The sequence below is a fragment of the Streptomyces triticisoli genome (assembly GCF_003270085.1).
GTDB classification, from domain to species: domain Bacteria; phylum Actinomycetota; class Actinomycetes; order Streptomycetales; family Streptomycetaceae; genus Streptomyces; species Streptomyces triticisoli.
On record NZ_QFDQ01000173.1, the window covers coordinates 1 to 26,172 of the forward strand.

General features: G+C 71.8%; 31 protein-coding genes and 3 pseudogenes. 12 read left to right on the plus strand and 22 right to left on the minus strand.

Going from position 1 to position 26,172, the window contains the following annotated elements; all coding sequences use genetic code 11:
- A partial coding sequence (locus DEP02_RS23060; protein ID WP_112469627.1) for a hypothetical protein occupies positions 1-499 on the minus strand: 499 nt, incomplete at its 3' end.
- A 147-nt stretch (positions 500-646) separates the two neighbouring features.
- Between DEP02_RS23060 and DEP02_RS23065 the strand changes: the two genes are divergently transcribed.
- Positions 647-1,054: a CoA-binding protein gene (locus DEP02_RS23065; protein WP_112469604.1), complete on the plus strand. Its 408-nt coding sequence runs from the start codon at positions 647-649 to the stop codon at positions 1,052-1,054.
- 10 nt (positions 1,055-1,064) lie between these two features.
- On the opposite strand, the gene DEP02_RS23070 is transcribed toward DEP02_RS23065, so the two are convergent.
- A complete protein-coding gene (locus DEP02_RS23070) occupies positions 1,065-1,619 on the minus strand; it encodes a YbaK/EbsC family protein (RefSeq protein WP_112469605.1) in 555 nt (184 codons plus the stop codon).
- Between the two features lie 43 nt (positions 1,620-1,662).
- Positions 1,663-2,235, minus strand: coding sequence for a helix-turn-helix domain-containing protein (locus DEP02_RS23075; protein ID WP_112469606.1), 573 nt, complete (start codon positions 2,233-2,235; stop codon positions 1,663-1,665).
- A gap of 93 nt (positions 2,236-2,328) precedes the next feature.
- Between DEP02_RS23075 and DEP02_RS23080 the strand changes: the two genes are divergently transcribed.
- The gene (locus tag DEP02_RS23080; protein WP_112469607.1) at positions 2,329-3,186 is read left to right on the plus strand and encodes a DMT family transporter; all 858 of its coding nucleotides are present in this window, start codon (positions 2,329-2,331) and stop codon (positions 3,184-3,186) included.
- A gap of 28 nt (positions 3,187-3,214) precedes the next feature.
- Here DEP02_RS23080 and DEP02_RS23085 read toward each other — a convergent pair whose 3' ends face one another.
- Positions 3,215-4,012 carry an acyltransferase gene (locus DEP02_RS23085; RefSeq protein WP_112469628.1) on the minus strand — a complete coding sequence of 266 codons (798 nt, stop codon included), beginning with the start codon at positions 4,010-4,012 and terminating at the stop codon, positions 3,215-3,217.
- A 113-nt stretch (positions 4,013-4,125) separates the two neighbouring features.
- Between DEP02_RS23085 and DEP02_RS23090 the strand changes: the two genes are divergently transcribed.
- Positions 4,126-4,653 (plus strand): gamma carbonic anhydrase family protein, encoded by a 528-nt coding sequence (locus DEP02_RS23090; RefSeq protein ID WP_112469608.1) that lies wholly within the window; start codon positions 4,126-4,128, stop codon positions 4,651-4,653.
- Between the two features lie 48 nt (positions 4,654-4,701).
- Here the strand turns inward: DEP02_RS23090 and DEP02_RS23095 are convergent, their stop codons facing one another.
- The 3 genes from DEP02_RS23095 to DEP02_RS23105 form a co-directional block, all read right to left on the minus strand.
- Positions 4,702-5,361: a DedA family protein gene (locus DEP02_RS23095; RefSeq protein ID WP_112469609.1), complete on the minus strand. Its 660-nt coding sequence runs from the start codon at positions 5,359-5,361 to the stop codon at positions 4,702-4,704.
- A 69-nt stretch (positions 5,362-5,430) separates the two neighbouring features.
- Positions 5,431-6,777: a hydrolase gene (locus DEP02_RS23100; protein ID WP_157977521.1), complete on the minus strand. Its 1,347-nt coding sequence runs from the start codon at positions 6,775-6,777 to the stop codon at positions 5,431-5,433.
- Positions 6,778-7,116: 339 nt separating this feature from the next.
- Positions 7,117-7,569 (minus strand): DUF4442 domain-containing protein, encoded by a 453-nt coding sequence (locus DEP02_RS23105; RefSeq protein WP_198668547.1) that lies wholly within the window; start codon positions 7,567-7,569, stop codon positions 7,117-7,119.
- A 130-nt stretch (positions 7,570-7,699) separates the two neighbouring features.
- Between DEP02_RS23105 and DEP02_RS23110 the strand changes: the two genes are divergently transcribed.
- Positions 7,700-8,719: a DUF8017 domain-containing protein gene (locus tag DEP02_RS23110; RefSeq protein WP_112469612.1), complete on the plus strand. Its 1,020-nt coding sequence runs from the start codon at positions 7,700-7,702 to the stop codon at positions 8,717-8,719.
- Between the two features lie 42 nt (positions 8,720-8,761).
- Here the strand turns inward: DEP02_RS23110 and DEP02_RS23115 are convergent, their stop codons facing one another.
- Together DEP02_RS23115 and tuf are read right to left on the minus strand one after the other, a co-directional pair.
- The gene (locus tag DEP02_RS23115; protein WP_198668548.1) at positions 8,762-9,607 is read right to left on the minus strand and encodes a spermidine synthase; all 846 of its coding nucleotides are present in this window, start codon (positions 9,605-9,607) and stop codon (positions 8,762-8,764) included.
- A gap of 92 nt (positions 9,608-9,699) precedes the next feature.
- Positions 9,700-10,881: an elongation factor Tu gene (gene tuf / locus DEP02_RS23120; RefSeq protein WP_112469613.1), complete on the minus strand. Its 1,182-nt coding sequence runs from the start codon at positions 10,879-10,881 to the stop codon at positions 9,700-9,702.
- A 367-nt stretch (positions 10,882-11,248) separates the two neighbouring features.
- Between tuf and DEP02_RS23125 the strand changes: the two genes are divergently transcribed.
- Together DEP02_RS23125 and DEP02_RS23130 are read left to right on the plus strand one after the other, a co-directional pair.
- Positions 11,249-11,989: a TVP38/TMEM64 family protein gene (locus DEP02_RS23125; protein ID WP_112469614.1), complete on the plus strand. Its 741-nt coding sequence runs from the start codon at positions 11,249-11,251 to the stop codon at positions 11,987-11,989.
- Between the two features lie 34 nt (positions 11,990-12,023).
- Entirely contained in the window at positions 12,024-12,203 is a 180-nt protein-coding gene (locus DEP02_RS23130; protein ID WP_112469615.1) for a hypothetical protein, read from the plus strand.
- A 32-nt stretch (positions 12,204-12,235) separates the two neighbouring features.
- Here the strand turns inward: DEP02_RS23130 and DEP02_RS23135 are convergent, their stop codons facing one another.
- The gene (locus DEP02_RS23135; RefSeq protein ID WP_112469616.1) at positions 12,236-12,976 is read right to left on the minus strand and encodes an SDR family NAD(P)-dependent oxidoreductase; all 741 of its coding nucleotides are present in this window, start codon (positions 12,974-12,976) and stop codon (positions 12,236-12,238) included.
- 44 nt (positions 12,977-13,020) lie between these two features.
- Positions 13,021-13,260: pseudogene (locus DEP02_RS23140) on the minus strand (DUF4291 family protein); the annotation flags it as partial.
- 475 nt (positions 13,261-13,735) lie between these two features.
- Between DEP02_RS23140 and DEP02_RS23145 the strand changes: the two are divergent.
- Positions 13,736-14,173, plus strand: a complete 438-nt coding sequence (locus DEP02_RS23145) for a hypothetical protein (RefSeq protein ID WP_198668549.1) — start codon at positions 13,736-13,738, stop codon at positions 14,171-14,173.
- A 265-nt stretch (positions 14,174-14,438) separates the two neighbouring features.
- Here DEP02_RS23145 and DEP02_RS23150 read toward each other — a convergent pair whose 3' ends face one another.
- The 3 genes and pseudogenes from DEP02_RS23150 to DEP02_RS23160 all read right to left on the minus strand — a co-directional run.
- Complete coding sequence (locus DEP02_RS23150; RefSeq protein ID WP_232839246.1) at positions 14,439-14,858, minus strand: hypothetical protein; 420 nt, start codon at positions 14,856-14,858, stop codon at positions 14,439-14,441.
- 36 nt (positions 14,859-14,894) lie between these two features.
- The gene (locus tag DEP02_RS23155; protein ID WP_112469617.1) at positions 14,895-15,578 is read right to left on the minus strand and encodes a hypothetical protein; all 684 of its coding nucleotides are present in this window, start codon (positions 15,576-15,578) and stop codon (positions 14,895-14,897) included.
- Between the two features lie 87 nt (positions 15,579-15,665).
- Positions 15,666-15,839: pseudogene (locus tag DEP02_RS23160) on the minus strand (DUF4291 family protein); the annotation flags it as partial.
- Between the two features lie 131 nt (positions 15,840-15,970).
- Between DEP02_RS23160 and lnt the strand changes: the two are divergent.
- Positions 15,971-17,545 (plus strand): apolipoprotein N-acyltransferase, encoded by a 1,575-nt coding sequence (gene lnt, locus DEP02_RS23165; protein WP_112469619.1) that lies wholly within the window; start codon positions 15,971-15,973, stop codon positions 17,543-17,545.
- On the opposite strand, the pseudogene DEP02_RS23170 reads toward lnt, so the two are convergent.
- Both DEP02_RS23170 and DEP02_RS35570 read right to left on the minus strand, forming a co-directional pair.
- Positions 17,463-17,729 (minus strand): annotated as a pseudogene (locus DEP02_RS23170) (gfo/Idh/MocA family oxidoreductase); the annotation flags it as partial. The gene lnt and the pseudogene DEP02_RS23170 sit on opposite strands and share 83 nt — an antisense overlap.
- Before the next feature lie 31 nt (positions 17,730-17,760).
- A complete protein-coding gene (locus DEP02_RS35570; RefSeq protein WP_112469620.1) occupies positions 17,761-17,970 on the minus strand; it encodes an Arc family DNA-binding protein in 210 nt (69 codons plus the stop codon).
- Positions 17,971-17,998: 28 nt separating this feature from the next.
- On the opposite strand from DEP02_RS35570, the gene DEP02_RS23180 reads away from it, so the two are divergent.
- From DEP02_RS23180 to DEP02_RS23195, 4 genes are all read left to right on the plus strand, one after another.
- Positions 17,999-19,288, plus strand: a complete 1,290-nt coding sequence (locus DEP02_RS23180; protein WP_112469621.1) for an RNA-guided endonuclease InsQ/TnpB family protein — start codon at positions 17,999-18,001, stop codon at positions 19,286-19,288.
- A 35-nt stretch (positions 19,289-19,323) separates the two neighbouring features.
- Complete coding sequence (locus tag DEP02_RS23185) at positions 19,324-19,932, plus strand: TetR/AcrR family transcriptional regulator (protein WP_112469632.1); 609 nt, start codon at positions 19,324-19,326, stop codon at positions 19,930-19,932.
- Positions 19,933-19,961: 29 nt separating this feature from the next.
- Positions 19,962-20,474: a DinB family protein gene (locus tag DEP02_RS23190; protein ID WP_112469622.1), complete on the plus strand. Its 513-nt coding sequence runs from the start codon at positions 19,962-19,964 to the stop codon at positions 20,472-20,474.
- Positions 20,475-20,608: 134 nt separating this feature from the next.
- Positions 20,609-21,094, plus strand: coding sequence for a hypothetical protein (locus DEP02_RS23195; RefSeq protein ID WP_232839247.1), 486 nt, complete (start codon positions 20,609-20,611; stop codon positions 21,092-21,094).
- Positions 21,095-21,124: 30 nt separating this feature from the next.
- Here the strand turns inward: DEP02_RS23195 and DEP02_RS23200 are convergent, their stop codons facing one another.
- From DEP02_RS23200 to DEP02_RS23225, 6 genes are all read right to left on the minus strand, one after another.
- A complete protein-coding gene (locus DEP02_RS23200; protein ID WP_112469624.1) occupies positions 21,125-21,643 on the minus strand; it encodes a hypothetical protein in 519 nt (172 codons plus the stop codon).
- Positions 21,644-21,725: 82 nt separating this feature from the next.
- On the minus strand, positions 21,726-22,409 hold the full coding sequence (gene ung / locus DEP02_RS23205) for a uracil-DNA glycosylase (RefSeq protein ID WP_112469633.1): 684 nt from the start codon (positions 22,407-22,409) through the stop codon (positions 21,726-21,728).
- A gap of 92 nt (positions 22,410-22,501) precedes the next feature.
- A complete protein-coding gene (locus tag DEP02_RS23210; RefSeq protein WP_198668550.1) occupies positions 22,502-24,079 on the minus strand; it encodes an ABC transporter substrate-binding protein in 1,578 nt (525 codons plus the stop codon).
- 220 nt (positions 24,080-24,299) lie between these two features.
- The gene (locus DEP02_RS23215) at positions 24,300-25,052 is read right to left on the minus strand and encodes an SDR family oxidoreductase (protein ID WP_198668551.1); all 753 of its coding nucleotides are present in this window, start codon (positions 25,050-25,052) and stop codon (positions 24,300-24,302) included.
- Positions 25,053-25,083: 31 nt separating this feature from the next.
- Complete coding sequence (gene fabG, locus DEP02_RS23220) at positions 25,084-25,845, minus strand: 3-oxoacyl-ACP reductase FabG (protein ID WP_112469626.1); 762 nt, start codon at positions 25,843-25,845, stop codon at positions 25,084-25,086.
- 125 nt (positions 25,846-25,970) lie between these two features.
- The coding region (locus DEP02_RS23225; RefSeq protein ID WP_117434532.1) for a DUF3037 domain-containing protein at positions 25,971-26,172 on the minus strand (202 nt) is incomplete at its 5' end.

The window sequence follows — 26,172 nt, forward strand, 5'->3', positions numbered from 1 at the left end:
GCCAGCGCGCGAGGGTCCGGCGGGCCTCGTCCAGCGCGGCGGCGTCGAGCCGTACGGGCACGGTGCGGCCGTGGGCGAGCAGGGCCAGGCGCCAGGCGGCGGGGTCGTCGGCGGCCGCGGGCACGACGGGCACCGTCGCGTCGACGGGCGCGACGGCGATCCGGACGCCGCCGGGCACCGCGGCGCCGCCCTCGGCGGCCACGTGGACGACCTGGGCCTCCCCGAGGGCGGCGCCGAGGTCGTGGCTGTCCTCGAAGGTCCGGACTCCGAGGGCCGCGGAGCCCGCCCTCAGTTCCGCCTGCTCCCGGTCGCCGGTCAGCATGACCCACACGGGCGTGCCGCTCAGTTCGAGGGCGCGGACGAGGACGTCGGCGACCAGCAGCACGCGCAGGCCCGAGGCGTCGAAGCCCGACGCGTGCGCCTCGACACGGGTCAGGCCGCGGCGGGCGGGGGCGGCGTCCACGGGCTCGCCGGTTCGGGCGTCGATGATGCGCAGCACGGCCCGAGCGTAGGCGGCCGGACGGCCGCGCGCAGGCTCGCGGCACACTTTCCGGACATAACGGCCGGTTTTCCCCGGCGGGGAATCGCCGGGCGGCGCCCGCCGTTGCCCAGTCGGCAGCCCTTCCCCAAGTCGAGGAGATCCCTGGTGTACGGCGACACGGCGACGATCCGGAAGATCCTGACCGAACTCGGTGACACCTGGGCCGTCGTGGGCCTGTCGTCGAACCGCGGCCGGGCCGCGTACGGCGTCGCCGAGGTGCTGCGGCGCTTCGGCAAGCGCGTCGTCCCGGTCCACCCCAAGGCGGAGACGGTGCACGGCGAGCAGGGCTACGCCGCCCTCAAGGACATCCCGTTCGACGTGGACGTGGTCGACGTCTTCGTCAACAGCGACCTGGCCGGCCCGGTCGCGGACGAGGCGGTCACCAAGGGCGCGAAGGCCGTCTGGTTCCAGCTCGGCGTCGTCGACGAGGCCGCCTACGAGCGCACCCGGGCGGCGGGCCTCGACATGGTCATGGACCGCTGCCCGGCCATCGAGATCCCCCGCCTGGGCTGACCTTCCGGGGTCAGATCCCCAGCCCCTCCAGCACCACGGCTCCCGGCAGCTCGGCGAACGCCTTGCCCGGCACGAGCAGTTTGCCGCGGCGGCGGCCGCTGCCGACGAGGACGTACGGCAGGTCGACGACGGCGGAGTCGACCAGGACGGGCCAGCTGTCGGGCAGGCCGAGCGGGGTGATGCCGCCGTACTCCATGCCGGTCTCCCCCGTGGCCACGTCCATCGGCGCGAAGGAGGCCTTGCGGGCGCCGAGCCGGCGGCGTACGGCGCCGTTGACGTCGACACGCGTGGTGGACAGCGCCAGGCACGCGGCCAGCCGGGTCTCGCCGCCGCGCCTGCCCGCCACGACCACGCAGTTCGCGGAGGTCTCGAGCAGGTCCTGGCCGTAGTGCTCGACGAAGACGGCGGTGTCGGCCCACTGCGGGTCGGTCTCGACGTAGAGGATCTGGTCGGCCGGGACGCTGCCGCGCCAGTGGCGTACGGCATCGGCGACCGGGCGGGTCAGCTCGTCGAGGCAGTCGGGGGCGGGGACGGCCCGGTCGAAGTTTCCGATGGGTGCGCGCATGACCGCACGCTAACAGCCGCACGACGCGGCCCGGCCGGGCGTCTCAGTGCACGGGCGGTACCGAGACCGCCATGACCATGTCCATCGGTACGGCGCCGTCGTTGGCGTACGTGTGCGGGGTACCGGCCTCGAAGGAGGCGCTGGCTCCCACTGGCACGCGGTAGTCCACCGCGTCGACCGTGAGCGTCAGCTCCCCCGCGGTGACGTGCACCAGTTCGACGGTGCCGGCGGGATGCGGGTCGGACGGGCTGCGCTCGCCGGGCATCAGGCGCCACTCCCACATCTCCAGCGGACCGGGCGCCTCGGCACCGGCGAGCAGCCGGTTGTAGCTGCCGGCGTCGGTGTGCCACAGACGGACGGCCTGGTCGGCGGGGACGATCCGGACCTTCGGACCCTGCTCGTAGTCGAGCAGGGTGGTGATGCTGACGCCGAGCGCGTCACCGATCTTGACGACGGTGCCGAGGCTGGGGTTGGTGCGGGCCTGCTCGATCTGGATGAGCATGCCGCGGCTGACACCCGCGCGCGCGGCGAGCATGTCCAGGGTGAAGCCGCGCTCGGTGCGCCAGCGCTTGACGTTGCGCGCCAGGGACTGGGTCAGCAGTTCGAGGTCCGACACATTCCGTCCAATATTATGGATGACAGAGTTCACTTCACTGCACTACGGTGGGTTGCACCCGATCGTCCACCGCACTGTACTGCGAGGCACGCCGTGACAGCACTCTTCGCCCTGGTCACCAGCCTCCTGTGGGGCCTGGCCGACTTCGGCGGCGGGCTGCTCACGCGGCGCAGCCCGGCCCTGACGGTCGTGGTGGTCTCCCAGAGCATCGCGGCGGCCGTACTGGGTGTGATCGTTCTCGCCACCGGCGGCTGGAGCGAGGCCGGGCCGCGGCTGTGGTTCGCGTTCGCCGCGGGCCTGGTCGGCCCGGTCGCCATGCTCTGCTTCTACAAGGCGCTCGCCCTGGGCCCGATGGGGGTGGTCTCGCCGCTCGCCTCACTGGCCGTGGCCGTGCCCCTCTCGGTCGGCCTGGTGCTGGGCGAACGGCCGGGGCTGCTGCAGGTCGCGGGTATCGCGGTCGCCGTCACCGGCGTGGTGCTCGCGGGCGGGCCGCGGCTGGGGGGCGCCGCCGTGCGGCCGCGGACGATCTGGCTGACGCTGATCGCGGCGCTCGGCTTCGGCGCGGTGCTCGCGCTGATCGCCGAGGCCGCCACCACGGTCACCGGTCTGTTCCTCGCGCTCTTCGTCCAGCGCGTGACCAACGTGGCGGTGGGCGGGGCCGCGCTCCACGTCTCCTCGCGGCGGGGCGGAACCGCACTGCCGGAAGGGGGCTTTCCCTGGCGCACGCTGCCCGCACTGGGCTTCGTCGGCCTCGCGGACGTGGCGGCCAACGGCACGTACTCGGTCGCCGCCCAGCACGGCCCGGTCACGGTGGCCGCCGTCCTCGCCTCCCTCTACCCGGTGGTGACCGCGCTGGCCGCCCGCGGCTTCCTCAGCGAACGGCTGCGGGCGGTGCAGGCGGCGGGAGCGGGTCTGGCGCTGGTGGGGACGCTGCTGCTGGCGACGGGCTGAGCGCGCGGCCGGGCGGCCGCGGGACAGGTCAGCCCTCGGGCTCCAGTTCGGCGAGCCGGGAGTCCCTCTCCCCGTCCAGTCCGGCCAGGCGGGCCGCGCTCTCCTCATCCAGGTCCGCCAGCGCCAGCAACTGCTCCGGGGTGACACCCTCCGGTATCGGCACCGGAGCCGGAGTCCGCAGCGGCGGCTGCCAGCCCTCGGCGGCGGTCCAGCGGCGTACGACCCGGGCGGGCGCCCCGGCGACCACCGCGTGGTCGGGTACCTCGCCGCGGACCACCGCGCCGGCCGCCACCACGACGTTCCGCCCGATCCGCGCCCCCGGCAGGATCACCGCGCCGGTGCCGATCCAGCAGCCCGGGCCGATCTCCACCGGCTCCATCCGGGGCCACTGCCTGCCGATGGGCTGGTGCGGGTCGTCGTAGGAGTGGTTGGTGGAGGTGACGTAGACGTACGGCCCGAAGTAGCAGTCGCTGCCGATGGTGACCGTGGTGTCGGCGATGACATGGCTGCCGCGGCCGAGGACCACCCCGTCGCCGATGCGCAGGATCGGCTCGGGGCCGAGGTCGAGATCGGGCATCAGACCGGCGGTCAGCGTGACCTGCTCGCCGATGATGCAGTACGCGCCCAGGTGGATCCACGGCTCGCCGAAGACCGTGCCGAGCGGGAAGGCCAGCCTGGTACCTGTTCCCATCGCGCCGAAGCGAAGGCGTCCGGGGTGCTCGGCCGTGACGGAGCCCGTGCGCTGTACCCAGGCCCAGCCCGCGTGGACGGCGCGCTGGGCGAGGCGGCGCCGCCATGATGAGAACGTGTTCTTGCGCTTGGGCACCTGCTCACCGTACTCAGACCCGGCCGCGCCCATGGGCCGCGACGCCTGTGATCTTCGCCCCACCGGATGGCGTACGGTGCCGTCGGACCCATGCCGTGAAAGGTAGGACGAGGATGACGCACAAGGCGCTGATCGCGGGCATCGGCGGCCGGGAGCCGCAGGTGGACGAGGAGGCGTTCGTGGCGCCCACGGCCACGGTGATCGGTGACGTGTCGCTGGGCGCGGGCGCGAGCGTCTGGTACGGCGCGGTGCTGCGCGGCGACGTCGAGCGGATCGCCGTCGGCGCGAGCAGCAACGTCCAGGACAACTGCACCCTGCACGCCGATCCGGGCTTCCCGGTCGGTGTCGGCGAGCGCGTCTCCATCGGGCACAACGCGGTGGTGCACGGCGCGACCGTCGAGGACGACTGCCTGATCGGCATGGGCGCGACGGTGCTGAACGGCGCGGTGATCGGCGCGGGTTCCCTGGTGGCCGCGCAGGCACTGGTGCCGCAGGGCATGCGGGTGCCGCCGGGGTCACTGGTCGCGGGGGTGCCCGCCAAGGTCCGGCGGGAGCTGACGGAGGAGGAGCGCCAGGGGATCACCCTGAACGGCACGATGTACGCGGAGCTCGCGCGGGCACACCGCGAGGTGCACGACTAGGTCGTGCGCACCGGCGCCGCCCCCACGCACATCCTGGGGGCGCGCCGCTCAGTCCCCGGCCGGAACGGGTTCCGGATCCTCGGTCTCTCGGGCACGGTGCTCAGCCTGTGCCTTCTTCGCCTTGTGCTTGAGCATCAGCATCGAGCCGAGCCCGATGAGCACGGCCGCCACCAGGCCCACCCACGAGAATTTCTTCAGCCAGGACTCGGCCACCACACCGACGTAGTAGATGACCGCCGTGGTGCCGCCCGCCCAGCAGATGCCGCCGAGGACGTTGGCGATGAAGAACTTCCAGTACGGCATCCGCAGCACACCCGCGAGGGGGCCGGCGAAGATGCGCAGCAGGGCGACGAAGCGGCCGAAGAAGACCGTCCACACGCCCCACCTCTCGAAGGACCGCTCCGCGGTGGCGATGTGTCCCTCGCTGAAGTGCCTGGGGAACTTCTTCCCCAGCCAGGCGAGCAGCGGTCTGCCGCCCCTGCGGCCGATGGCGTAGCCGATGGAGTCGCCGACGACCGCGCCGATGGTGGCGCATGTGCCGAGGATCACGGGGTCGATGCCCGAGTGCTGGGAGGACAGCAGGGCGGCGGAGACCAGGACGATCTCACCGGGCAGCGGGATGCCCAGGCTCTCCAGACCGATGATCAGGCCCACCACGGCGTAGACGGCGGCCGCGGGTACCGTTTCGAGCCATTCCTGGACGTGCACCGCCGGTTCCTCCCCGTTTCGCGTCCCTAGTGTTCCCGGGAGCGCCCGCGAAGAGCGCCCCCGGGAAGACTACCGGGTCGGTCTGCCGAGCCGTGGACCCACGGACCCCCTCTGCGTTCCCGAGGCCGGGGCGCCGACGGTGTGCCCCACCACCGGCTTGTGCACGTGCGGCCCGGCCGTGACGCCGGCCGGGGGCCGGCAGCCGCCGCGGGGACCCCGCGCCCCGTACTTCGGCTGAGGGAAGGCGGCGTCCCGGCACGGTCTGCCGGCCCCCGGGGCCGCCTCGCCCGTGTGTACGAGGCGGCCGTGGGTCACGCCCGCGGGCCGGGATTCGCCGGAGGCGGCGGACACGGCCGGCGGCGGTTCCTCGGTGACGCCCGGGCGGGCGGAGCCCGTGCTGTGCGCTCCTCCGTTGGCGCGAGGGCCGAGGACGGCGTGGTCGTCCGCCCAGCCCACGACGGCAAGCACGGTGGCGAGCAGGGCCAGGGTGGTGAGTCCGACGCCCAGGGCCAGGCCCGTGCGGTACCTGCGCAGCGGGTCGGGCCACGTCCCGTACGGCGTCGTCCCGTACGGCGTCCAGTGCAACGCTCTTCGCGGGACGCGGGCCGGGCGGGAGTCGAGATAGCGGCGGGCACCCCAGCCGAGCACCGTCTCGGTGAGCAGGACCTCGAGTCCGCCGTCGAAGTGACTGAGCTGTTCGGCGGCGTGACGGCAGTGGGAGCACGCCCGCAGATGGAGCTGGACGCCGGGCAGCAGCGTGCCGCCCCGGCGCACGGGAGTGTCGAGAAGACGGTTGTAGGAGCGGCATTCCCTGGTCGGCGCGAGTTCCCGGTGGGCGCGTACACAGCCCGCCCGGAATTGTTCCCGGGCCTGCCGCAACGCACCTGTCGCGGTATCGGCGTCAATGGCCAGCAGACCGGCCGGTACGGTTATGGGTTCGGCCTCGACCTCGGTGTGCCAGAGCAGACATTGGAAGGCGTCGGGAAGCGCCTGGAAAGCCCGGTCGGCGAGCTGCCGCTTCGGGGGCGTCGTGGATGTCACCGTGCGCAGCCCGCGACCGCCTGCGGGCCTGCCGAGCTCCGGCAGTACGGCGCATGCCGTCTCGTCGTCGGCCCACTCCCGGACCACCTCGCGGGCGGCGACGAGGAGTCGCGGACGCAGGGCGCCGCCGACCGGCCGGCGCATCACCTGCCGGAAGGCGGCGGTGGCCACCATGGCAGCCGAACTTCCCTGAGCGGTAAGGCAGATGGCCGCGTAGTCATAGGTCGCCCGCCAGTGCCGGGCGAGCAGCGGCGCGACGGCGTGGTGACCGCCGTCGCGGTCCCGCAGCCGGGCGGCGAGGCTGCGGTCGGACTCCCCCGGCGTCGTACCGGGACAGGGTGGGTGGGGAGGGCGTGGGGGGTGGGGGGATCGCACTGCACCATTTCCTTCCAGCCGCATGGCGGCACACGGAATGGGCGCCCACCTTCGCACACACGACTCGCGGCGAACAAGCAGTTCGAAAAGCCGCCGTCTCAAAAGGCGGGAAATGCAAGGTGGTTACCACCGGTACCCGCACCCGTATTCGGAGAATGCCGACGACGGGGCCGTCAACGTGCGTGTGCGGATGGCCGAATGGCGCACGAAACCCTCAACTCATCCCCCACAGCGCACTTCCACGTTTCTCGCGGGTCGCCCCTCGCCGCACTCCGCCGCCTCCGGCAACAAGGCGGGGTGTCCGCGCACGCGGCCCGACCCGGCCACGCTCGACGCCGTTCAGCCGTTGGGCCGCAGGGTCCAGACAACCGTCATCTCTCCGGTGACGGCCCCGTCCGCGCGCCGGATCTCGATGGCCACCGGGAACTCCGGCCGCTGCCCCGCGTCGAGCTCCGCGACGACGTCGGCGGCCGGGCGGCCCAGGGTCGCGGTGGCGGTGACGGCGCCCATGGCCAGCTTCTTGTAGGCGATCTCGGCCCGTACCGCGAGCGGCACCGCGCGCGAGAGCTGGTCCCCGAACGCGGCCAGCACGATCGCCCCGCTGGCGGACTCCCCGAGCGTGAACATCGCGCCGGCGTGCGGCCCGCCCACGTGGTTGTGGTAAGCGCCCTGGTCCGGCAGGGTCACCACCGCCTTCTCCGCGGTGGCCTCGAGGAACTCGAGGTTCAAGGTCCGGGCCATCGGCACGGTGGCGGCGAGCATCTCGCCGATCGACATCTGGTCTGCACCCATACGGAGACGTTACCCGTCAGTAGCCAATTCTGGCCAGAGCCGGCGTCCGACGCCCGCACCCACCACTGGTACGTCCCTGACAAAGAGCAGTGACCGAATCGTGTCCCCGACGGCACTAGGGTTGTTGCCCATGTGGCCAGGACAGCAGCCGCCCGGGGGCGAGCAGAACCCGCAGAACAATCCGTACCAGCAGCCGGGGTACCAACAGCCGAATCCCTACCAGCAGCCCGGCTACCAGCAGCCCAACCCGTACGCCCAGCAGCCGCAGTGGGGCGCGACCGTACCCATGGACGGGGTGCAGCCGCCGAAGGGCGGCGGCGGGGGCGGCAACCGGACGAAGCTCGTCGCGGTCATCGCCGCCACGGCCGTGGTGGTGACCGCCGGCGTGACCGGTTTCCTGGTCCTCGGTGGGGACAAGGACGACAAGGCCGACGGCGGCACGGCCGACCCCAAGGCGAGCCAGTCGCCCTCCGCCCCGGCCTCCACCGACGCCTCCACCGACCCGAGCGCCTCCGGCTCCGCGTCGGACGACAACCCCCGCGGCACGGAGACGGTGGAGCCGACGGTCCCCGGCTGGAAGGTCGTCGTCAACCCCAAGCGGGGCATCGCCTTCGACGTGCCGGCCGACTGGGAGGTCCAGTCCCCGGGCCTGAGCATCGGCTTCGAGGACAAGGACGGCAAGCCGCTCGCCCTCATGTCCGGGGTGGCCAGGTACAAGTCGAAGTGGTGCACGTCCGACGACGACAAGGACGGCCGCACGGAGGACACGGCACTGGCCTCGGTGGGCTCCAAGGGGGCCAGCGGCGCCAAGGACACCGATGAGGTGGCGGTGAACACCGTGGCCTGGTGGGTCTACGGCGGCTACACCCAGCCCGACAAGAAGAGCCTCTCGTTCGACGAGAAGGCCAAGCCGTACACCACCAAGTCGGGCATCGAGGGCAGCATCGCCTGGGCCCGGTCGACCAACACGCCCCAGAAGGGCAAGTGCGCGAGCGACGGCAAGGCCCTCACCTTCGGCTTCAAGAACTCCGCCGGCGACTTCGTGTCCTGGAACTTCTACGGCGCCAAGGGCGTCAAGGAGGAGGTTCCCACCGCGACCGTCATGCAGATCCTCAACACGGTCCGGCTGCACGGCACCCCCACCGGCTGACCGGACGTGGACCCGGACCCGGGCATGGGCGTGAACGGCGGCTCAGCCGACGCTGAACGCGCCGCCCGGGGGCTCGGGCGACGGTACGGCGTCCTCGTCCCGCACCGGCTCGGCGGCACCGATGAACTCCCGTAGCACGGCGCCGTGTTCGACTCGGGCGGGGAAGACGTCGGAGGCGGTCAGCCGGGTCAGGGCGGCCACATCGAGGGGGCGGTGCGCGGCGCTCAGCACCGCGTTCCCGAAACGGCGGCCGCGCAGCATCGCCGGCTCGGCGATCAGTACGAGCTCATCGAAGACCGCCGCGAAGGTGGCGAGTTGGGAGCGCAGGAAGGCGAAGGGCGCGCCGTCGGGGAGGTTGGCGAGGTAGACGCCGCCGACCCGCAGCACGCGCTCCGCCTCGCGGGCGTAGGCGAGCGAGGTGAGGTGGGCGGGGACCCGGGAGCCGCCGAAGACGTCCGCGATCAGGACATCCGCCGAGTCGTCCGGGGCGGCCTCCAGCCAGGCGCGGGCGTCGGCGGTGTGCAGCGCGATGCCGGAGCCGTCGGGGAGCGGGAGGCGGCCGACGACCAGTTCCAGCAGGGCGCGGTCGGCCTCGACGACGTCCTGCCGGGAGCCGGGGCGGGTCGCGGCCACGTAGCGCGGCAGGGTGAGGGCGCCCCCGCCGAGGTGCAGCACGTCCAGCGGACGGCCCGGCTCCGCGACCGTGTCCAGGACGTGCCCGAGCCGTCGCGCGTACTCGAACTCCAGGTGGGCGGGCGCGTCCAGATCGACGTACGACTGCGGCGCACCGTCCACGGTCAGCAGCCAGGCCCGCTCGCGGTCGACGTCGGGCATCAGCTTGGCGGTCCCGTGATCGACGGCTCGGGTCACGGGTATCGGCTCGGTCACGGGTCCATTGTGCCGGTCCGGCACCCCGAGCGGCCGGGGGACCGCGCGGCCGATCACCACCGGCCCGCGGCCCCCCGCTCACGCGGCGCCCCTCACTCGACGGCGGTCACGGTCCCCGCGCCGACGGTCCGCCCGCCCTCACGGACGGCGAACCCGAGCCCCGGCTCCAGGGGCACCTCGCGCCCCAGCTCCACGGTCATCGTGACCGTGTCGCCGGGGTGCGCGACGGCCCTCTCGCCGAGGTCGACGTCGCCCACCACGTCCGCCGTGCGGATGTAGAACTGCGGCCGGTAGCCGGTGGACACCGGCGTCGTACGGCCCCCCTCGCGCGCCGAGAGGACGTACACCCGCGCGGTGAAGCGCCGGCGCGGGGCCACGCTGCCCGGCGCCGCGACGACATGGCCGCGGCGGACCGTGTCGCGCGGCACACCGCGCAGCAGCAGCGCCACGTTGTCCCCGGCCTGCGCCTGGGCCATCGGCTTGCCGAAGGTCTCCAGGCCGGTGACCACCGTCTCCACGTCGGCGCCGAGCACCTCGACCCGGTCGCCGACGCGGACGGTGCCGCGCTCGACCGCGCCCGTCACCACGGTTCCCCGGCCAGTGATGGTGAGCACGTTCTCCACCGGCAGCAGGAAGGGCGCGTCCAGGTACCGCTCGGGCATCGGCACATAGGTGTCCACCGCGTCGAGCAGCGCCTCGATCGACGCCGTCCACCGCGGGTCGCCCTGAAGGGCCTTCAGCCCGGAGACCCGTACGACGGGCACCGTGTCGCCGGCGTAGCCGTGCTCGGTGAGCAGGTCGCGGACCTCCAGTTCGACGAGGTCGGTGAGCACAGCGTCCTCGCCGTCGTCGACGGCGTCGGCCTTGTTCAGCGCGACGACGATGTGGTCGACGCCCACCTGCCGGGCGAGCAGCACGTGTTCGGCGGTCTGCGGCATGATCCCGTCGAGCGCGGACACGACGAGGATCGCCCCGTCGAGCTGCGCCGCCCCGGTGACCATGTTCTTGACGTAGTCGGCGTGGCCCGGCATGTCCACGTGCGCGTAGTGCCGGGTGTCGGTCTCGTACTCGACGTGCGTGATGTTGATGGTGATGCCGCGCGCGGCCTCCTCCGGAGCCCGGTCGATGCGGTCGAACGGCACGAACGTGCCGGTGCCGCGCTCGGCCAGCACCTTCGTGATGGCGGCGGTCAGCGTGGTCTTGCCGTGGTCGACGTGGCCCATGGTGCCGATGTTCAGATGCGGTTTGGTGCGCACGTACGCCGTCTTGGGCATGGCTGTTCCTCACAACCCGGTGGGTGAAGCGGGGACCCCGAGGACTCGCCGACCCTCCCCCTGCGGGGTCCGCCGGACGATCCGGGGAGGGTCAGCTTCGGGCGCCGTCGACCGCGGCCAGGAAGATCAGGACGGCAGCCTTCGGGGCATCCGCGACCGCGGATGCTGCGAGGACGAAGGCGTGCCGGAACATGACGTCGATCCTCCACGACCCGCCGGCCCGCGTCGAACGATTTTCCCGGCAGGCGAGTTCAGGTCATGAGACGGACGTCTGAGAAGGACGGGGCTGAGACGGACGGGGCTGAGACGGACGGGTCTGAGACGGACGATACGGCGATCACCCATATCCGTCGGTTAATGTCACCGGATGCTCGATGCCACCACCCGCTCCGGGGCCGGCGCCACGGTCTGCGCGAGAGTGCTGCTGTCTCCCTGGTCGCGGCTGTCCCTGCTGCTCGTCCTGCTCGCGGCGGCCGGTGTGTCCGTACTGCTCTTCCAGCCGCAGAGGCTGCTGGCGCACGGCTGGCCGCCGCACCTCGGTGGGGCCGCCGCCGCAGTGGTGTTCGCGGTGGCGTACGGGCTGTGCACGGTGGCGTTCGTGCCGCGGCCCCTGCTGAACCTCGCCGCGGGCGCGCTGTTCGGCTCCCAACTGGGACTGACGGCGGCGCTGGCCGGCACGGTGCTGGGGGCCGGGGCCGCCTTCGGCCTCGGCCGGGTCCTGGGCCAGGACGCGCTACGGCCGCTGCTGCGCGGACGGCTGCTGAAGGCGGCGGACGGTCAGCTCAGCCGGCACGGCTTCCGTTCGATGATGGCGGCCCGGCTCTTCCCCGGGGTCCCGTTCTGGGCGGCGAACTACTGCGCCGCCGTCTCCCGCATGGGCTGGTCCGCGTTCCTCCTCGCCACCGCCCTCGGCTCCGTCCCGAACACCGCCGCCTACGCCGTCGCCGGCGCCCGCGCCTCCGCACCGACCTCCCCGGCCTTCCTCGCCGCTCTGGCCTGCATCGCCGTACCGGCCCTGCTGGGCACGGCGATCGCCTGGCGCAAGCGCCACCACCTGCGGCGCCGGCCGAGGACACCGGGAGATGCGGCCGCTGTAGCGGTCCGGTAGCGCAGAGTCAGTTCTTACCCCTAGGCTTGGGGCCATGTCCCCCGATTCAGTGGCCCCTGGTTCCGTGCGGTCTGCTGCCGAGCTGAACGAGCAGATCCGGTCGCTGTGGTTGCGCTCCGGCGGGTCCTTGTCCGCCCAGGAGCGCGCGGAGTACGAGTTGCTGGTGGTCGAGTGGGCCGCCGCCATCCGCGGCCGGATCATCGAGGCGGCCTGACGCCGCTCGGGGTCAGGCCGGACAGGCTCTGTCTAGCGCCCGCCCGACACCCGCAGCACCGCTCCCGTCGTGTAGGAGGCGTCCGGTGACATCAGCCATGCGACGGCCGCGGCGACCTCCTCGGCCCGGCCGGGGCGGCCCAGCGGGATCGCGCCGGCGGCGCGCCGGGCCCGGTCCGGGTCGCCCATCGCCGCGTGCATGTCGGTGTCGATCATGCCAGGCGCGACCGCGTTGACGCGGATGCCGTCCGGGCCGAGTTCCTTGGCCAGGCCCAGCGTCAGGGCGTCCACGGCGGCCTTCGTCGCCGCGTAGTGCACGAACTCCCCGGGACTGCCGAGCGTGGCGGCCGCGGAGGACACGTTCACGATCACGCCGTTCCCGCGGGGTGCCATGAGCTGTGCGGCGCGGCGCGAACACAGCAGTGTGCCCAGCAGGTTGACCTCCACCACCCGCCGCAGGTCGGCGGTGCTGGTGTCGGCGAGCCTGCCCAGCGGTCCGCTCACCCCGGCGTTGTTCACCAGTCCGGTCACCGGCCCGAGCCGCTCCTCCGCCGTGGCGAACAGCCGCTCGACGTCCGCCTCCACCGAGGTGTCCATCCGTACGGTGACCCCACGTGCCCCGGCCTCCAGCACCTCGTCGGCCACCGCCTCGGCGGCCTCGGTGTCACCGACATACCCCACCACCACGTCGTGCCCCTCGCCCGCCAGCCGCCGGCAGACCGCGGCACCGATCCCCCGGCTGCCGCCGGTGACCACTGTCACGAGCCGTTTCATACGGACCTCCGCTGCACCGAACGACGACACCCGTACTGGTCACCCTAGGCCCGCAGATGCCCCAGCACCTCGTCCCCGAGCGGGAAGGGCCGCTCCTCCGGCAGCAGCGCCGCCGCCCGCTCCGTCTCACCCGACCGGACCAGCGCGTGGATCTCGGCGGCGAGCGGGGTGACGTCCTCGACACCGACGATCCACTCGTCCGCGTACCGCACCGCCGCTTCCCCGCCGAGACCGAGCTGCAGGGACCGGTACGGCAGGGGGTTGAGGTGCAGATCGCGCCCCGGCCATCCACAGGAGCGTGCGTCGAGCCCGTGCGGTCCGACGGGAAACACTGCTGTGACGCTGCCGCGCAGGTGGCGACCCAAGCGGATCCGGTCGTGACCCCCGTAACCTTGATCTGGGGCACAGGCCAACCTCGCCGGGGTGATGGAGATGCTCGACCTTTCCTCCGCGCTGTCCGATGTTCCGCCCGTACGGGGCCGGGCGCCATGGCCCCATCACGAATACGTCAAGGGCTGGGGTGTCTTCGGACTCCCCTTCGATTCCGGTCACGTACTCGCCCTGCGTGTCTTTCCGGAGAACTGCTTCGGTCCCTACCGCACGTTGTGGCATCGCGACCCGAACGGCAGTTGGTCGATTCACGTCGACGGGCCACGACTGGACACCGCGTGCCCCAGGTACTACGGCGCTGCCTGCAACCAAACAGGTCATGCCCGGATCGGGCTCACGTGGGCGGGTCCTGCCACCCTTCGGGTGACGATGGATTCCCCCTCCCTGGACTGGACCCTCACCGCCTCCGCGACACGACTCCTCGGCCTCCTCAACGGCATCAGCGGGGCGCTTCCGCTCGCCACCTGGCGCCCTCGACTCCTGGTGCGGGCTCGCGAGCGTCTGGCCCGTGCGCTGGGAATGGGGGACCTCCAGCTGTCCGGCACGATGCCGAGCGGTCACACCGGAACGCTCATGCCACAGCGGATGTACTTCGTCGACGACTCGCATGCCACATTCGGTGGCGTCGACCTCGGGCGTCCGGTCCGGCTGAGGGAGAACCCGCGCATCGGTGACGTGCCCCTGCCGGCCCGCGGCATTCTGGCCATCGGCCAGGCGGTATGGGAGATTCTCGACCCGGCGGAATACGAGCGCACTCGTACCGAGACCGCCCGGGATCTCGCCATACCGGGAGAGGAGGGTCCGTGACGACTGCGAGCGGTCACCGAACTGCGATCTCCCTGGGGAGTTCAAGGTGGCGTCCGCCCAGAGAATCTGTGGCGAAAACGTGTGCCCTACCTGCCCATTCCGGGTGCCTCGGTTTCCGGGTGCCTCAGTTACGGAAAGAGTCTGTGAACGTGGCTTGATGACCCCACCGAGTCACGCTCACAGACCTTTCGACGGCGGTCCTCCGGCGGAATGGCGCTGGAAGTCGCCCGTCGGCCTGCGACTGCCGGAGGACCGGCTTCCCGCGTCACGGAGCGTAGTAGGCGGCGTACAGAGCGGAGTACGTTTCGGCGGAGAAATCCTCGAAGTCGCCGGCGGCTTCGCACTGCACCAGTCGCTGGAGTGCCGCATCCGCTTCGGGCAGAGGCAGGCATGACAGGTACGCCTTGGTCCGGTTCAGTCCGCTTCCGCACAGCAACTGAACGTCGATCGAGCAGTCGGCGTCCATACTGGCGGACTTCGCCTGCCAGATCAGCAGCACGTCGTCGAGAGAGCCTGCGTTGAACAACTGCACGCAGCACAGCTTCATCAGCTCCGTGTCTCCGTGCCCCTGGGCTTCCTGCTCCAGCCGGACTTGGACCGCGAGCATGCCTCGCACTTCGTCCAGGCTCGCGCCGACGGGGTGCAGACCATAACGGCGCAGACTCTCGTCTTCGTCCATCGCCATGCTTTCTCCGTGACAGCAGACGCAGATCATTCTGGATCACACCTTGTCCGGCGGGGGCGGGAAGCAGCCGCCGGCGGGGCTGCGGTCCGTCACGCGTGTCCAAAGGAACACGTCACTGCTGGTCGCGACGGCGATGGTCTGCCCGGAGGGCGAGAAGCCGGCTGCTCGGAGTTCGGAGTGGTCGGAGTGGAAGATGTGCCACCACTGCTCGCCGTGCGGACCGGCGTGGGGCAACCCGCCGTCGCTGGACAGCAGGACACGATCGTTCGGCCAGGCCGGGGAGACGACCTCCAGGGTCCAGCCGTCCGCGGTGGTGGTGTGCAGTCCTCCGCCGAAGAGACCGGCGATGCGCACGCGGCTTCCGGTGATCGGCCCCAGTCCGGGACAGGACAGGTCGGCAACCGCGTCGGGGGTGCTGTCCTCGGGCTCGGGGTCGCGCTCCCGGGCGATCTTCTCCCCGGTGACGGCGTCGAAGAGACCGTGACCGTCGGGGGAGACGACCATCACCAGATCGTGGCCGCTGTCAGGATGCGTCGCGAAGCCGATCCCGAGAAGCCCGCCGACAGGAACGCGGGACTCGAAGACGGGCTGCCAGGGCTCAGGAGCGGGCACCACAGGGGCTGCAAGAAGCCTGTTCCGCATCGCCCTCTGGTACGCCGAAATTTCAGGCTCCCACTCCGACTGCTCGACCTCAGCCGCCTTCTTCGTCCACTTCGTCACGGCTCCATGATCCACGCTTCGGCAGGCTCACCCGACGGAGTTGGTGCAGCCCAGCACTCAAGCGCGCGCCCTTGCAGGCTGTGAACGCGGCTTGATGGCCCATGTCGTCCGGTCACGCTTCCACGAGGACGGGAAACGGCCGTCGCGGGCGGCGGGGCGGCCGATCCCGGGGCAGCAGGCCTGGTAGACGGTGATCGTGGACTCGGTGTAGCGGGCTCGTACCCGGAACCTGGGTTCCGGCTCGACGTACTGATCGTTCACCCTGCCGTGGTCGGCGGCGGCGCTCTGTCCGGGCCACCGAATGTCCTGCCCGGCGTCCGGGCCCCGAGGTCCTCTGGGCGAGATCTCTCATGGCGCGCACACTGGAGCCATCCGGGGCAGGAGGGCGCCGTATGGAGACGTTCGGCCGGTGGACGGCCTCGCCGTGGCGGCGTTCGGCGCTGGCCGCGGTGGCGGGGGCGCTGCCCGTGTTCGCCTTTCCCGCCCCGTCGCTGTGGTGGTTCGCCCACGTCGCCCTGGTCCCGTGGATCCTGCTGGTCCGCTCCGCGCCGACCGGGAAGCGGGCGGCGTACGACGGCTGGTTCGGCGGGCTGGGGTTCATGCTGGCCGTGCACCACTGGCTGCTGCCCAACCTGCATGTGTTCATCTTCGTGCTCGCGGCCCTGCTGGGACTGCTGTGGGCGCCCTGGGGATGGCTGGTGCGGAGGTTCCTGGCGGGGGTGCCCTCGCCGAGACGGGCCGCCGCCGCGCTCGTCGTGCTGCCGTCGGGCTGGCTGGCGGTCGAACTCGTCCGGTCCTGGCAGGGGCTGGGCGGTCCGTGGGGCATGCTCGGCTCCAGCCAGTGGCAGGTGGCCCCGGCGCTGCGGCTGGCCTCGGTGGGCGGGGTGTGGCTGCTGAGCTTCCTGGTGGTGGCCGTGAACGTGGCGGTCGCCCTGCTGATCGCGGTCCGCGCGGCCCGGGTGGCCGCACTGGCCGGGCTGGTGGCCACGACCGCGGTGACCTCGGCGGTCTGGACATGGGCGCCCCGCCCGGACGTCGACGGCCACGTCCGGATCGCCGTCGTGCAGCCGGGCGTCGTCGCCGGCACCGAGAGCGGGCAGCGCCGCTTCGACCTGGAGGAGCGGCTGACCCGTCACCTGGTGGGGCACCACGTCGACCTGGTCGTCTGGGGCGAGAGCAGCGTCGGCTTCGACCTGGCGCACCGGCCGGACCTGGCACGGCGGATCGCGGCCCTGTCCCGGGCGGCCGGGGCCGACGTCCTGGTCAACGTGGACGCCCGGCGCTCCGACCTGCCCGGCATCTACAAGAGTTCGGTCCTGGTCGGTCCGAACGGCCCGACCGGCGGACGCTACGACAAGATGCGGCTCGTCCCGTTCGGCGAGTACATACCGGCCCGCTCCGTGCTCGGCTGGGCGACCTCGGTGGGCAGGGCGGCGGGCGTGGACCGCAGGCGGGGCACCGAGCAGGTGGTGGTGAACGTCGGTCACGGTCTGCGCGTCGGCCCGTTGATCTGCTTCGAGACGGCGTTCCCGGACATGAGCCGGCACCTCGCGCAGGACGGCGCCGGGGTGCTGGTCGCCCAGTCGTCGACCTCGACCTTCCAGCAGAGCTGGGCTCCCGAGCAGCACGCGTCGCTGGCCGCGCTGCGCGCCGCGGAGACCGGCCGGCCCATGGTGCACGCCACGCTGACCGGGGTGTCCGCCGTGTACGGCCCGGGCGGGCAGCGCATCGGCGACTGGCTCGGCACGGAGGCGAGCACCACGCGCGTGTACGACGTGCCGACCGCGCACGGCGTCACCCCCTACGTCCGCTTCGGCGACTGGCCGGCGCACGGTGCGCTGCTGGTGCTGGCCGCGCTGGGCGTGACGGAGGGCGTGCGGGCGCTCAGGCGGCGCCGGAGCGCTCCAGCACCGTCCGCACCACCCGTTCGCACAGTTCGTGAGTCTCCAGCGCGTCACCCGCGCTGAGTACCCTCCCGGCGCGTACGGCGTCGAGGAAGAACAGCACGGCCTGCTCGATACCGCGCTGCCGGGCGACCGGCACCCAGTCGCCGCGCCGCCGCACGGTCGGCCGGCCCTTGTGGTCGACGGTCTCGGCGAGGTTGACCACCTGCCGCTCGGTGTCCTGCCCGGAGACCTCGAGGGTTTCCTCCACCTTGCTTTCGGGCACTCACCCCGGCCCTTCAAGGCCGGGGTGAGTGCCCGTTCCCGCGTGGCTGGACGGGAGAAGCCGAATCGCCGCCGGGGCGATTCGGCGTTTCGGGAGAGACGGTGCTGAGGCCGACCTCAAGCAGGTGCAGCAGCTCGGAGTTGAGGGACCGGCGGTCGGTATCGGCCTGAGCGGCCAGTCGGGCGTGCAGGTCGTCAGGTATGCGAAGCGTGAACTTAATCATGCCGCCATGATGCCGCTACAATGACGGCATGTCACGTTTCCGGATGTACCCGACGAGCGAGCAGGCGAGCATCATGCTCGAGCACTGCGCGCACGCCCGGTACGTGTGGAACCTCGCCGTCGAACAGCACACGCACTGGAAGCCGGGCCGCAAGGCCGCGCCCGGTTTCGCCGAGCAGTGCCGCCAGCTCACCGAGGCACGGCGGGACAGCCAATGGCTGCGGTCCGGCAACGCCGACGTGCAGCAGCAGGCCCTGAAGGACTTCGCCCAGGCCAAGAGCGCCAGGTTCACGTCCGGGTTCGGCGAGCCGACCTGGCGCAGGAAGTTCCGGCACGAGGGCTTCCGCGTGATCGGCACCGACCGGGTACCGGAGTTCGAGCCGGACGGCTCACCGAAGCTGAACGCGCAGACCGGCCGGCAGATCATGGGCCGGTCCGTGGTCGTGCAGAAGCTCAACCGGCGGTGGGCGCAGGTGAAGGTGCCGGGCTGCGGCTGGGTGCGCTTCCGCCTCACCCGCGCCGAGCTGCCGCAGGCGAAGACGTTCCGCGTCACCTTCCGCAACGGCCAGTGGCACATCGCGTTCGCGGTGATCCCCCAGCCGGTCGACGCACCCGGCACGGGCGAGACCGTCGGCATCGACCGAGGCGTGACGATCACCGCCGCGCTGTCGGACGGGCGGAAGCTGAACTGCCCGCAGCTCACCACCAAGGAACGCGCGCAGCTCCGCAAGCACCAGCGGCGTGCCGCCCGCGCCCCGAAGAACAGCGCGCGCAAGACGGCCGAGTACGCCAGGGCCGCCCGGCTGAAGGCGCGTGAGGCCAACCGGCGCAAGGACTGGTGCGAGAAGACCTCGACGATGCTCGCCCGCACCTATGACCTGATCCGGTTCGAGAAGCTGAACATCACGAACATGACTGCCTCCGCCAGGGGGACGGTCGAGCAGCCCGGCCGCAAGGTGCGCCAGAAGGCCGGGCTGAACCGGGCGATCCTCGCCCAGGGCTGGGGCCTGCTCCGGCAGCGCACCGAGCACAAGGCCCCCGGACGGATCGAGGACGTCCCCGCCCCGTACACCTCTGTGCGGTGCAGCGCCTGCGGGTGGATCGACAAGAAGTCGCGCAAGAGCCAAGCCGACTTCGCGTGCGTGTCCTGCGGGTTCACCTGCAACGCCGATGAGAACGCAGCAGTCAACGTCGCGGCAGGACAGGGCGGGATTCCCCGCCCCCGGCGCTCAGCCGGTGCCGGAGGGACGACCGCGGCCACCGGCCGTGCGAGCGTCCGTGAACCTCAACCCACCCGGGTTGGAATCCCCCTCTGTTAATTGAGGGGGAGGATGTCAACGGTAGGTTGATCTCCATGTCCGCACGCCCCGCGAGCGCCCCCCGCGCCGATCTCGTCGCCGACACCGCCCTCGCCCTGCTCGCCGAGCGCGGGATGCGCGGTCTGACCCACCGGGCGGTCGACGAGACGGCCGGGCTGCCGCAGGGTTCGACGTCGAACGTCGCCCGCACCCGTCAGGCCCTGCTGGAGCTGGCGGTACGGCGGCTGGCCGAGCGGGAGGCTCGGGTGCTGGCACTGCACGAGATGCCGGACCCGCGCGCCGGCGGCCTCGACTCGCTGGTGGACGGACTGGCGCTGGCCACGCACCGCGCGCTGACCCGCAACCGCGCCCTCACCCTCGCCCGCTACGAACTGGCCCTGGAGGCCACCCGCCGCCCGGAACTGCGGGCCTACTTCGACGCGGCGGGCGCCCGCTTCCGTGACCAGCTCGGCGCGCTGGTCACGGCGATGGGCTCCACCGACCCGGAGCGGCACGTGCTGTCCCTGGTCGCCTGGGCGGACGGGCTGATGTACTCCTGCGTGGCGGGCTCCTTCCACGCGCGCGTGCCGGATCTCCAGGAAGTGCGGGCCGGCCTGCGGGAGCTGCTGGAGGGGATGTTCGGCGCCGGAAAACCCGTGGTGTGACGGGCAGGGCGTGGGCCAGGATCGGGGGCATGACGACCGAGCGACAAGAGCCCGCCCCGAACGCCGATGAACGCGCCATGCTGGAAGGCTGGCTGGACTACCACCGGCAGACGCTGGCGTGGAAGTGCGAGGGCCTGACCGACGAGCAGTTGCGGACCGCGTCCGCCGAGCCGTCCGAGCTGTCCCTGATGGGGCTGGTGCGGCACATGGCCGAGGTGGAGCGGCACTGGTTCCGCAAGGTGCTCGTGGGAGACGACCCCGGGCCGATCCACTACAGCGAGCAGGACCCGGACGGCGACTTCCACGTCACCGAGGGCGACACCTGGGCGGAGGCGTACGCCACCTGGCAGGCGGAGATCGAGACCGCCCGCCGCAACGCCGCCGGTCTCGGCCTGGACGAGCTGTCGAAGGTCAGGAGCAGGTCCACCGGCGAGCCGTTCAACCTGCGGTGGATCTACACCCACATGATCGAGGAGTACGCCCGGCACAACGGCCACGCCGATCTGATCCGCGAGCGCGTCGACGGAGCGACCGGGAACTGAGACCGGCCGTCGGCGTCAGCCGCGGGCACCGTCCGCACCCCTTATGGGGCCCGAGATCACCCGTCCGTGGCCTCCTCTACCCGTTTTCGGCGCATCGGCGGCCCGGATCCAGCACAGTGGCGCGGGTGCATCGTATGTCCACCACCGCAACACTCCTGGCCACCGTGGCCGTTGCGGCCCTTTCCGGCTGTGTCACGGTCCAGCGGCCCCCCGCCCCCGTCGCGTCGGCGGCCTCCGTCCTTCCCCCGGCCCCGCGCCCGGACGGCACCGCCGGCCGACAGGCCGCCCAGGCCCCGGCCCGTGAGGCCCTGGAGTTCGTCGGCTCCTCTGCTTCCCCGAAGCCGACCGGGCCTTCGCCTTCTCCCGAGTCGGCCGAGCCGACGCGGGTCCCTGCCGTACCGTCCCCGGCCGAGAAGCGGCAGAACCCGTCGGCGCCCCACTCCCCCGGCCGTCGCGTCCCCTCGCACCCGGCCCCGCGTCGCGCGGACCCGCCGCTGCCGCCGCGCACCCAGGGTCCGGCCCTGCGGCCCGCGGACCTGTGCGCCCTCGGCAGGCAGTACGGCGGGTGGCGGCCGGACAGCCCGGAAGCGAGGATCTGCAGCCAGACGTACGGCCGTTGAGGCGGGGACGTACGGCCCGAGAGGCCCGGCCTACGACCGCTGCCGGGGCGGACTCCCCGTCTCCCCGGCCGAACCGCCCTCCCCCAGCCGCAGCGCCAGCCGGTGGATCGCCGCGCGGACGCCGTCGCCGTAGCTGTCGTCGGCGAGGGCGTCCGCCGCACCTCGGGCGCGCCGCAGGTGGGTGCGGGCCGCCTCACGGTGGCCGAGCTTCATGTAGTCGGCGGCGAGGTTCAGGTGGAGGGACGGGTACAGGGCGCGGGCCGCCGGCGCGCCCGCGTGTTCGGCGAGCCGGTCGGCGTGGAGCTCCTCGGCCGCCGACAGGGCCCTGAGGTCCCAGGCCAGTTCGTCCGCGGGGTCGTCCTGGGTGTCGGCCATGTAGTGGGCCAGCGTGCAGCGGTGCAGCGGATCGCCCTCCTCGCCGATCTCCGCCCACAGGGCGAGGAAACGGCCCCGGGCCTCCTCCCGGTCCCCGGCGTGATGCAGCATGACGCCCTGCCCGATCCGCGTCATCACGGCGTCCGACGCCGCCTGCTCCTGTCGCTCCACCACCGCGCGTCCTCCAGCCTGTCGCCGACCGACGCCTCCGACGCTAACGGCAGCCACCGGGGATCACCGTGCCCCCGCGCCCGCGTCACCCCAGGTTCGGGATCCGCCAGTCGATCGGCTCGTGTCCCTGCCGTGCCACCGCCTCGTTGATCTGCGTGAACGGGCGGGAGCCGAAGAACTTCTTCGCCGACAGAGGCGACGGGTGCGCACCCTTGATCACCACGTGCCGGGTCTCGTCGATCAGCGGGAGCTTCTTCTGCGCGTAGTTGCCCCACAGGACGAAGACCGCCGGGTCGGGACGGTCGGCCACCGCGCGGATCACCGCGTCGGTGAACCGCTCCCAGCCCCGGCCCTTGTGGGAGTTGGCCTCGCCGCCGCGGACCGTGAGCACCGCGTTCAGCAGGAGCACGCCCTGCCGGGCCCACGGCATGAGGTAGCCGTTGTCCGGGATCGGCGTGCCCAGCTCCTCGTGCATCTCCTTGTAGATGTTGCGCAGCGACGGCGGGATCCTCACTCCGGGGCGGACCGAGAAGCACAGCCCGTGGCCCTGCCCCTCGCCGTGGTAAGGGTCCTGACCGAGGATCAGGACCTTCACCTGGTCGTACGGCGTGGCGTCCAGCGCGGCGAAGACCTCCTCGCGCGGCGGGTGGACGGGACCCTTCGCCCGCTCCTCCTCGACGAACTCGGTCAGCTCCTTGAAGTAGGGCTGCTGCAGTTCGTCGCCCAGAACCCCGCGCCAGGACTCGGGCAGCATGGCGGTGTCGGTCACGTCAACGTCCTCACGGTGTGCGGTCACTTCCTGGTCCCAGAACCTACAGGCGACCACTGACAGCGGGCCCGCACCCCGGAGAACGCCCTCGTCTACCAGCTGGTCTTGCGGGACAGCTCCCACATCATCATGATCGTCGAGGGGTCGAGGGCCCGTTCGCCGCCGGAGATGTCGTCGCTGGCGGCCACGTACTGCTTGCCCTGCCACAACGGCAGCAGCCGCGCGTCGTCCACCAGGATCCGCTGCGCCTCCTCGAACTGCTTGACCACGTTCGCCCGGTCGCCCTCGCGGCGGGACTCGGGCAGCAGCACCTTGGTGATCCGCGACTCCGGGTAGGGCGTGCCGAGCGCGTTCTCCTGGCCCACGAAGGGCGCGATGAAGTTGTCGGCGTCGGGGAAGTCCGGGAACCAGCCGCGCCCGAACACCGGGTACTCGCCCTTCTGGTAGCCGACGACGTACGTCTTCCAGGGCCGGCTCTTCAAGGTGACCGTGAACAGACCCGAGGCCTCGAGCTGCCGCTTGAGCTCCTGGAACACCTTGGCGGTCTCCGAGCCGTAGCGGTCGGTGGTGTACCAGAGGGTGAGCGGGACCTTCTGGGTGATGCCCGCGTCGGTGAGGAACTTGCGCGCCTTGGGGACATCGGGATCCCCGAAGCTGTCGAAGAAGCCGGTCGTGTGACCGATGAGGCCCTTGGGGACCATGGAGTACAGCGGGTCGACGGTGTTCTCGTAGACGTGGTGCGCGATGGCCGCGCGGTCGACGACCTGGGCCACGGCCTTGCGTACGGCCGGCTTGGCGGCCCACGGGTCCTTGGGGTTGAACACCAGGTAGCTGATGTCGGTGCCGGTGCCCTCGACGAGCTGGAGGTCCTCGACCTCCTTGCGCTGCAGGGAGATGATGTCGTCGGCGGCCAGGCCGCGGTAGGTGACGTCGATCTGCTTGTCCCGCAGCGCTTCGACCATGGCGGCGGATCCCTGGAAGTAGCGAATGGTCACCGCATCGTTTCTTCGCTCGGCGAACCCCTTGTAGTGGTCGTTCTTGACCAGTTCCGCTTTCTTCCCGTCCTCGTACGACCGCAGGGTGTACGGACCGGACCCGACGACCTTGTTGTCCTCGCGCAGGGAGCGGGCCGGGTAGTCGTTCGGGTCGACGATCGACATGGCCGGCGTGGCGAGCACGAACGGGAAGGTGGCGTCGGGCTTGTTGAGCTGGAAGACGACCTCCCGGTCGCCCACGGCCCGCACACTGTCCAGGCTGCCGAGCAGTCCGGCCGGACCGCCGGCCACGTTGATGTCCCGGATGCGGTCGATGGAGTGCTTGACGGCGCGCGCGTCCAGCGCGTCCCCGTCGGCGAACTTCATCCCCGGACGCAGCTGACAGCGGTAGGTGCGGTAGCCGGTGTCGGTGAACTCGCAGCTCTCCGCGGCGTCGGGCTGGGGGGTGGTCGCGCCGTTCGGGTAGGCCAGCAGGGTCTGGAAGATGTTGCGGTACAGCTCCCACGAGCCGTCCCAGGAAGCAGCGGGATCCAGGGTGCTGGGGGCACTGGTGGTACCCACGACGATCGGTCCCTCGCCGGCGGAGCCGCCGGGAGACAGGACACCGCACCCGGTCACCAGGGACAGGGCCGCCGTCACCACCGCCGGCCGCAGACATCGGTTCCGGTTGAACACGCGCACGCTCCTCGATCTGCCGTACCAAGGGTCGGCAGACAATACCGCAGCGCCCCGGCCGTTGAACCTGGTTCGGACGGAGTTCTTGATCAACAGGAGCCATGACGACGTTGTCACTCGGCCATACGCGTGTTTTCGGTCGACAAGGGCGCCGATTCCGCCAAGTCGGCGTCGACAAAAAGGTATGCCGACGAACCGACGGAACCGGCGCCCGGGGCGGTCAGCCCACTCCGGCGTTGAGGAAGATCCCGCCGTCGACGACGAGTGTCTGCCCGGTGATCCAGTCGGACTGCGCAGAGGTGAGGAACGCGGCCGCGCCGCCGATGTCGGAGGGCACACCGAGCCGGCCGAGCGGGTAGGAGGCGGCCGCCTCCGCCTCCCGGCCCTCGTACAGCGCCTGGGCGAACCTGGTCTTCACCACGGCCGGCGCGATCGCGTTGACCCGCACCTTCGGCGCGAACTCGTGCGCCAGTTGCTGGGTCAGGTTGATCATCGCGGCCTTGCTGACGCCGTAGGCGCCGATGAACGGCGAGGGCGCGAGGCCCGCGATCGAGGCGATGTTGACGATCGCGCCGCCGTTGTCCTTCTGCCAGGCGTGCCAGGTGCGCTGGGCGAAGCCGAGCGCGGAGACCACGTTGGTCTCGAAGACCTTGCGCGCCACGTTCAGGTCGAGGTCGGCCAGCGGCCCGAACACCGGGTTGGTGCCGGCGTTGTTGACCAGGCAGTCCACGCGGCCGAAGGCCTCCATGACGCGCTCGACGGCCTCGGCCTGGTGAGCCTCGTCGTGGGCCTTGCCCGCCACGCCGATCACCCGGTCGGAGCCGAGCTTGTCGACGGCCTCCTTCAGGGCGTCCTCGTTGCGGCCTGTGATGCACACCCGGTCGCCGCGGGCGACCAGGGCCTCGGCGACGCCGTAGCCGATGCCGCGGCTGGCGCCGGTGACGAGGGCGACCTTGCCGGAAAGTTCAGTCATGTCCGTGATCCCTGTCGGTCCCTGTCGATCCCTAGTCGAGCGGTCCGCCGGCGACGTACAGCACCTGGCCGGAGACGAAGCCGGCCGCGTCGCCGGTGAAGAAGGCGATGGCGTTGGCGATGTCCTCCGGTTCACCGACGCGCTGCACCGGGATCTGGGTAGCGGCCACGGCCTTGAAGTCCTCGAAGCCCATGCCGACGCGCTCGGCGGTGGCCTTGGTCATCTCGGTGGCGATGAAGCCGGGGGCGACCGAGTTGGCGGTGATGCCGAACTTGCCGAGTTCCTTGGCGAGGGTCTTGGTGAAGCCCTGCAGACCGGCCTTGGCGGCCGAGTAGTTGACCTGGCCGCGGTTGCCGAGCGCGGAGGACGAGGAGAGGTTGACGATCCGGCCGAAGCCGGCGTCCACCATGTGCTTCTGGCAGGCGCGGGTCATCAGGAAGGAGCCGCGCAGGTGGACGTTCATGACGGTGTCCCAGTCCGAGACGCTCATCTTGAACAGCAGGTTGTCGCGGAGCACACCCGCGTTGTTGACCAGGATGACGGGCGCGCCGAGCTCTTCGGCGACACGTGCGACCGCCGCCTCGACCTGCGCCTCGTCGGAGACGTCGGCGCCGACCGCGATGGCCCTGCCGCCGGCCGCGGTGATCTTCTCCACGGTGTCCTTGCAGGCGGCCTCGTCGAGGTCGATGACCGCGACCGCGCGGCCCTCGGCGGCCAGTCGTACGGCGGTGGCGGCGCCGATGCCGCGCGCGGCGCCGGTGACGACGGCGACCCGCTGCTCAGTGGTGGACATTGCTGTTTCTCCTCGCCCTTGAGAGAACCTGATCTGCGGTGAGCGACCGCTTAGTACCTTCAGTGGGTGTGACGCTAGGAGTCCTGGCACGCGGTGTCAACGGCACACCGGGTGCGTGTGATCCATTACCTCACCAGCAGGTCCAGCAACCGCTGCGTCTCCGCGGCCGCGTCGGCGGTCAGCCCGGTGTGCACCGGGCCGGGCTGGACGACGGTGGAACGGGGCGCGACCAGCCAGCGGAAGCGCCGCCCGGCGTCGTCGCCCGCGGCCTGCCCGGCCGCCGCTCCCCCGGCGCACACGCCCTCGACCGCGGCGAGGGCGGCCGAG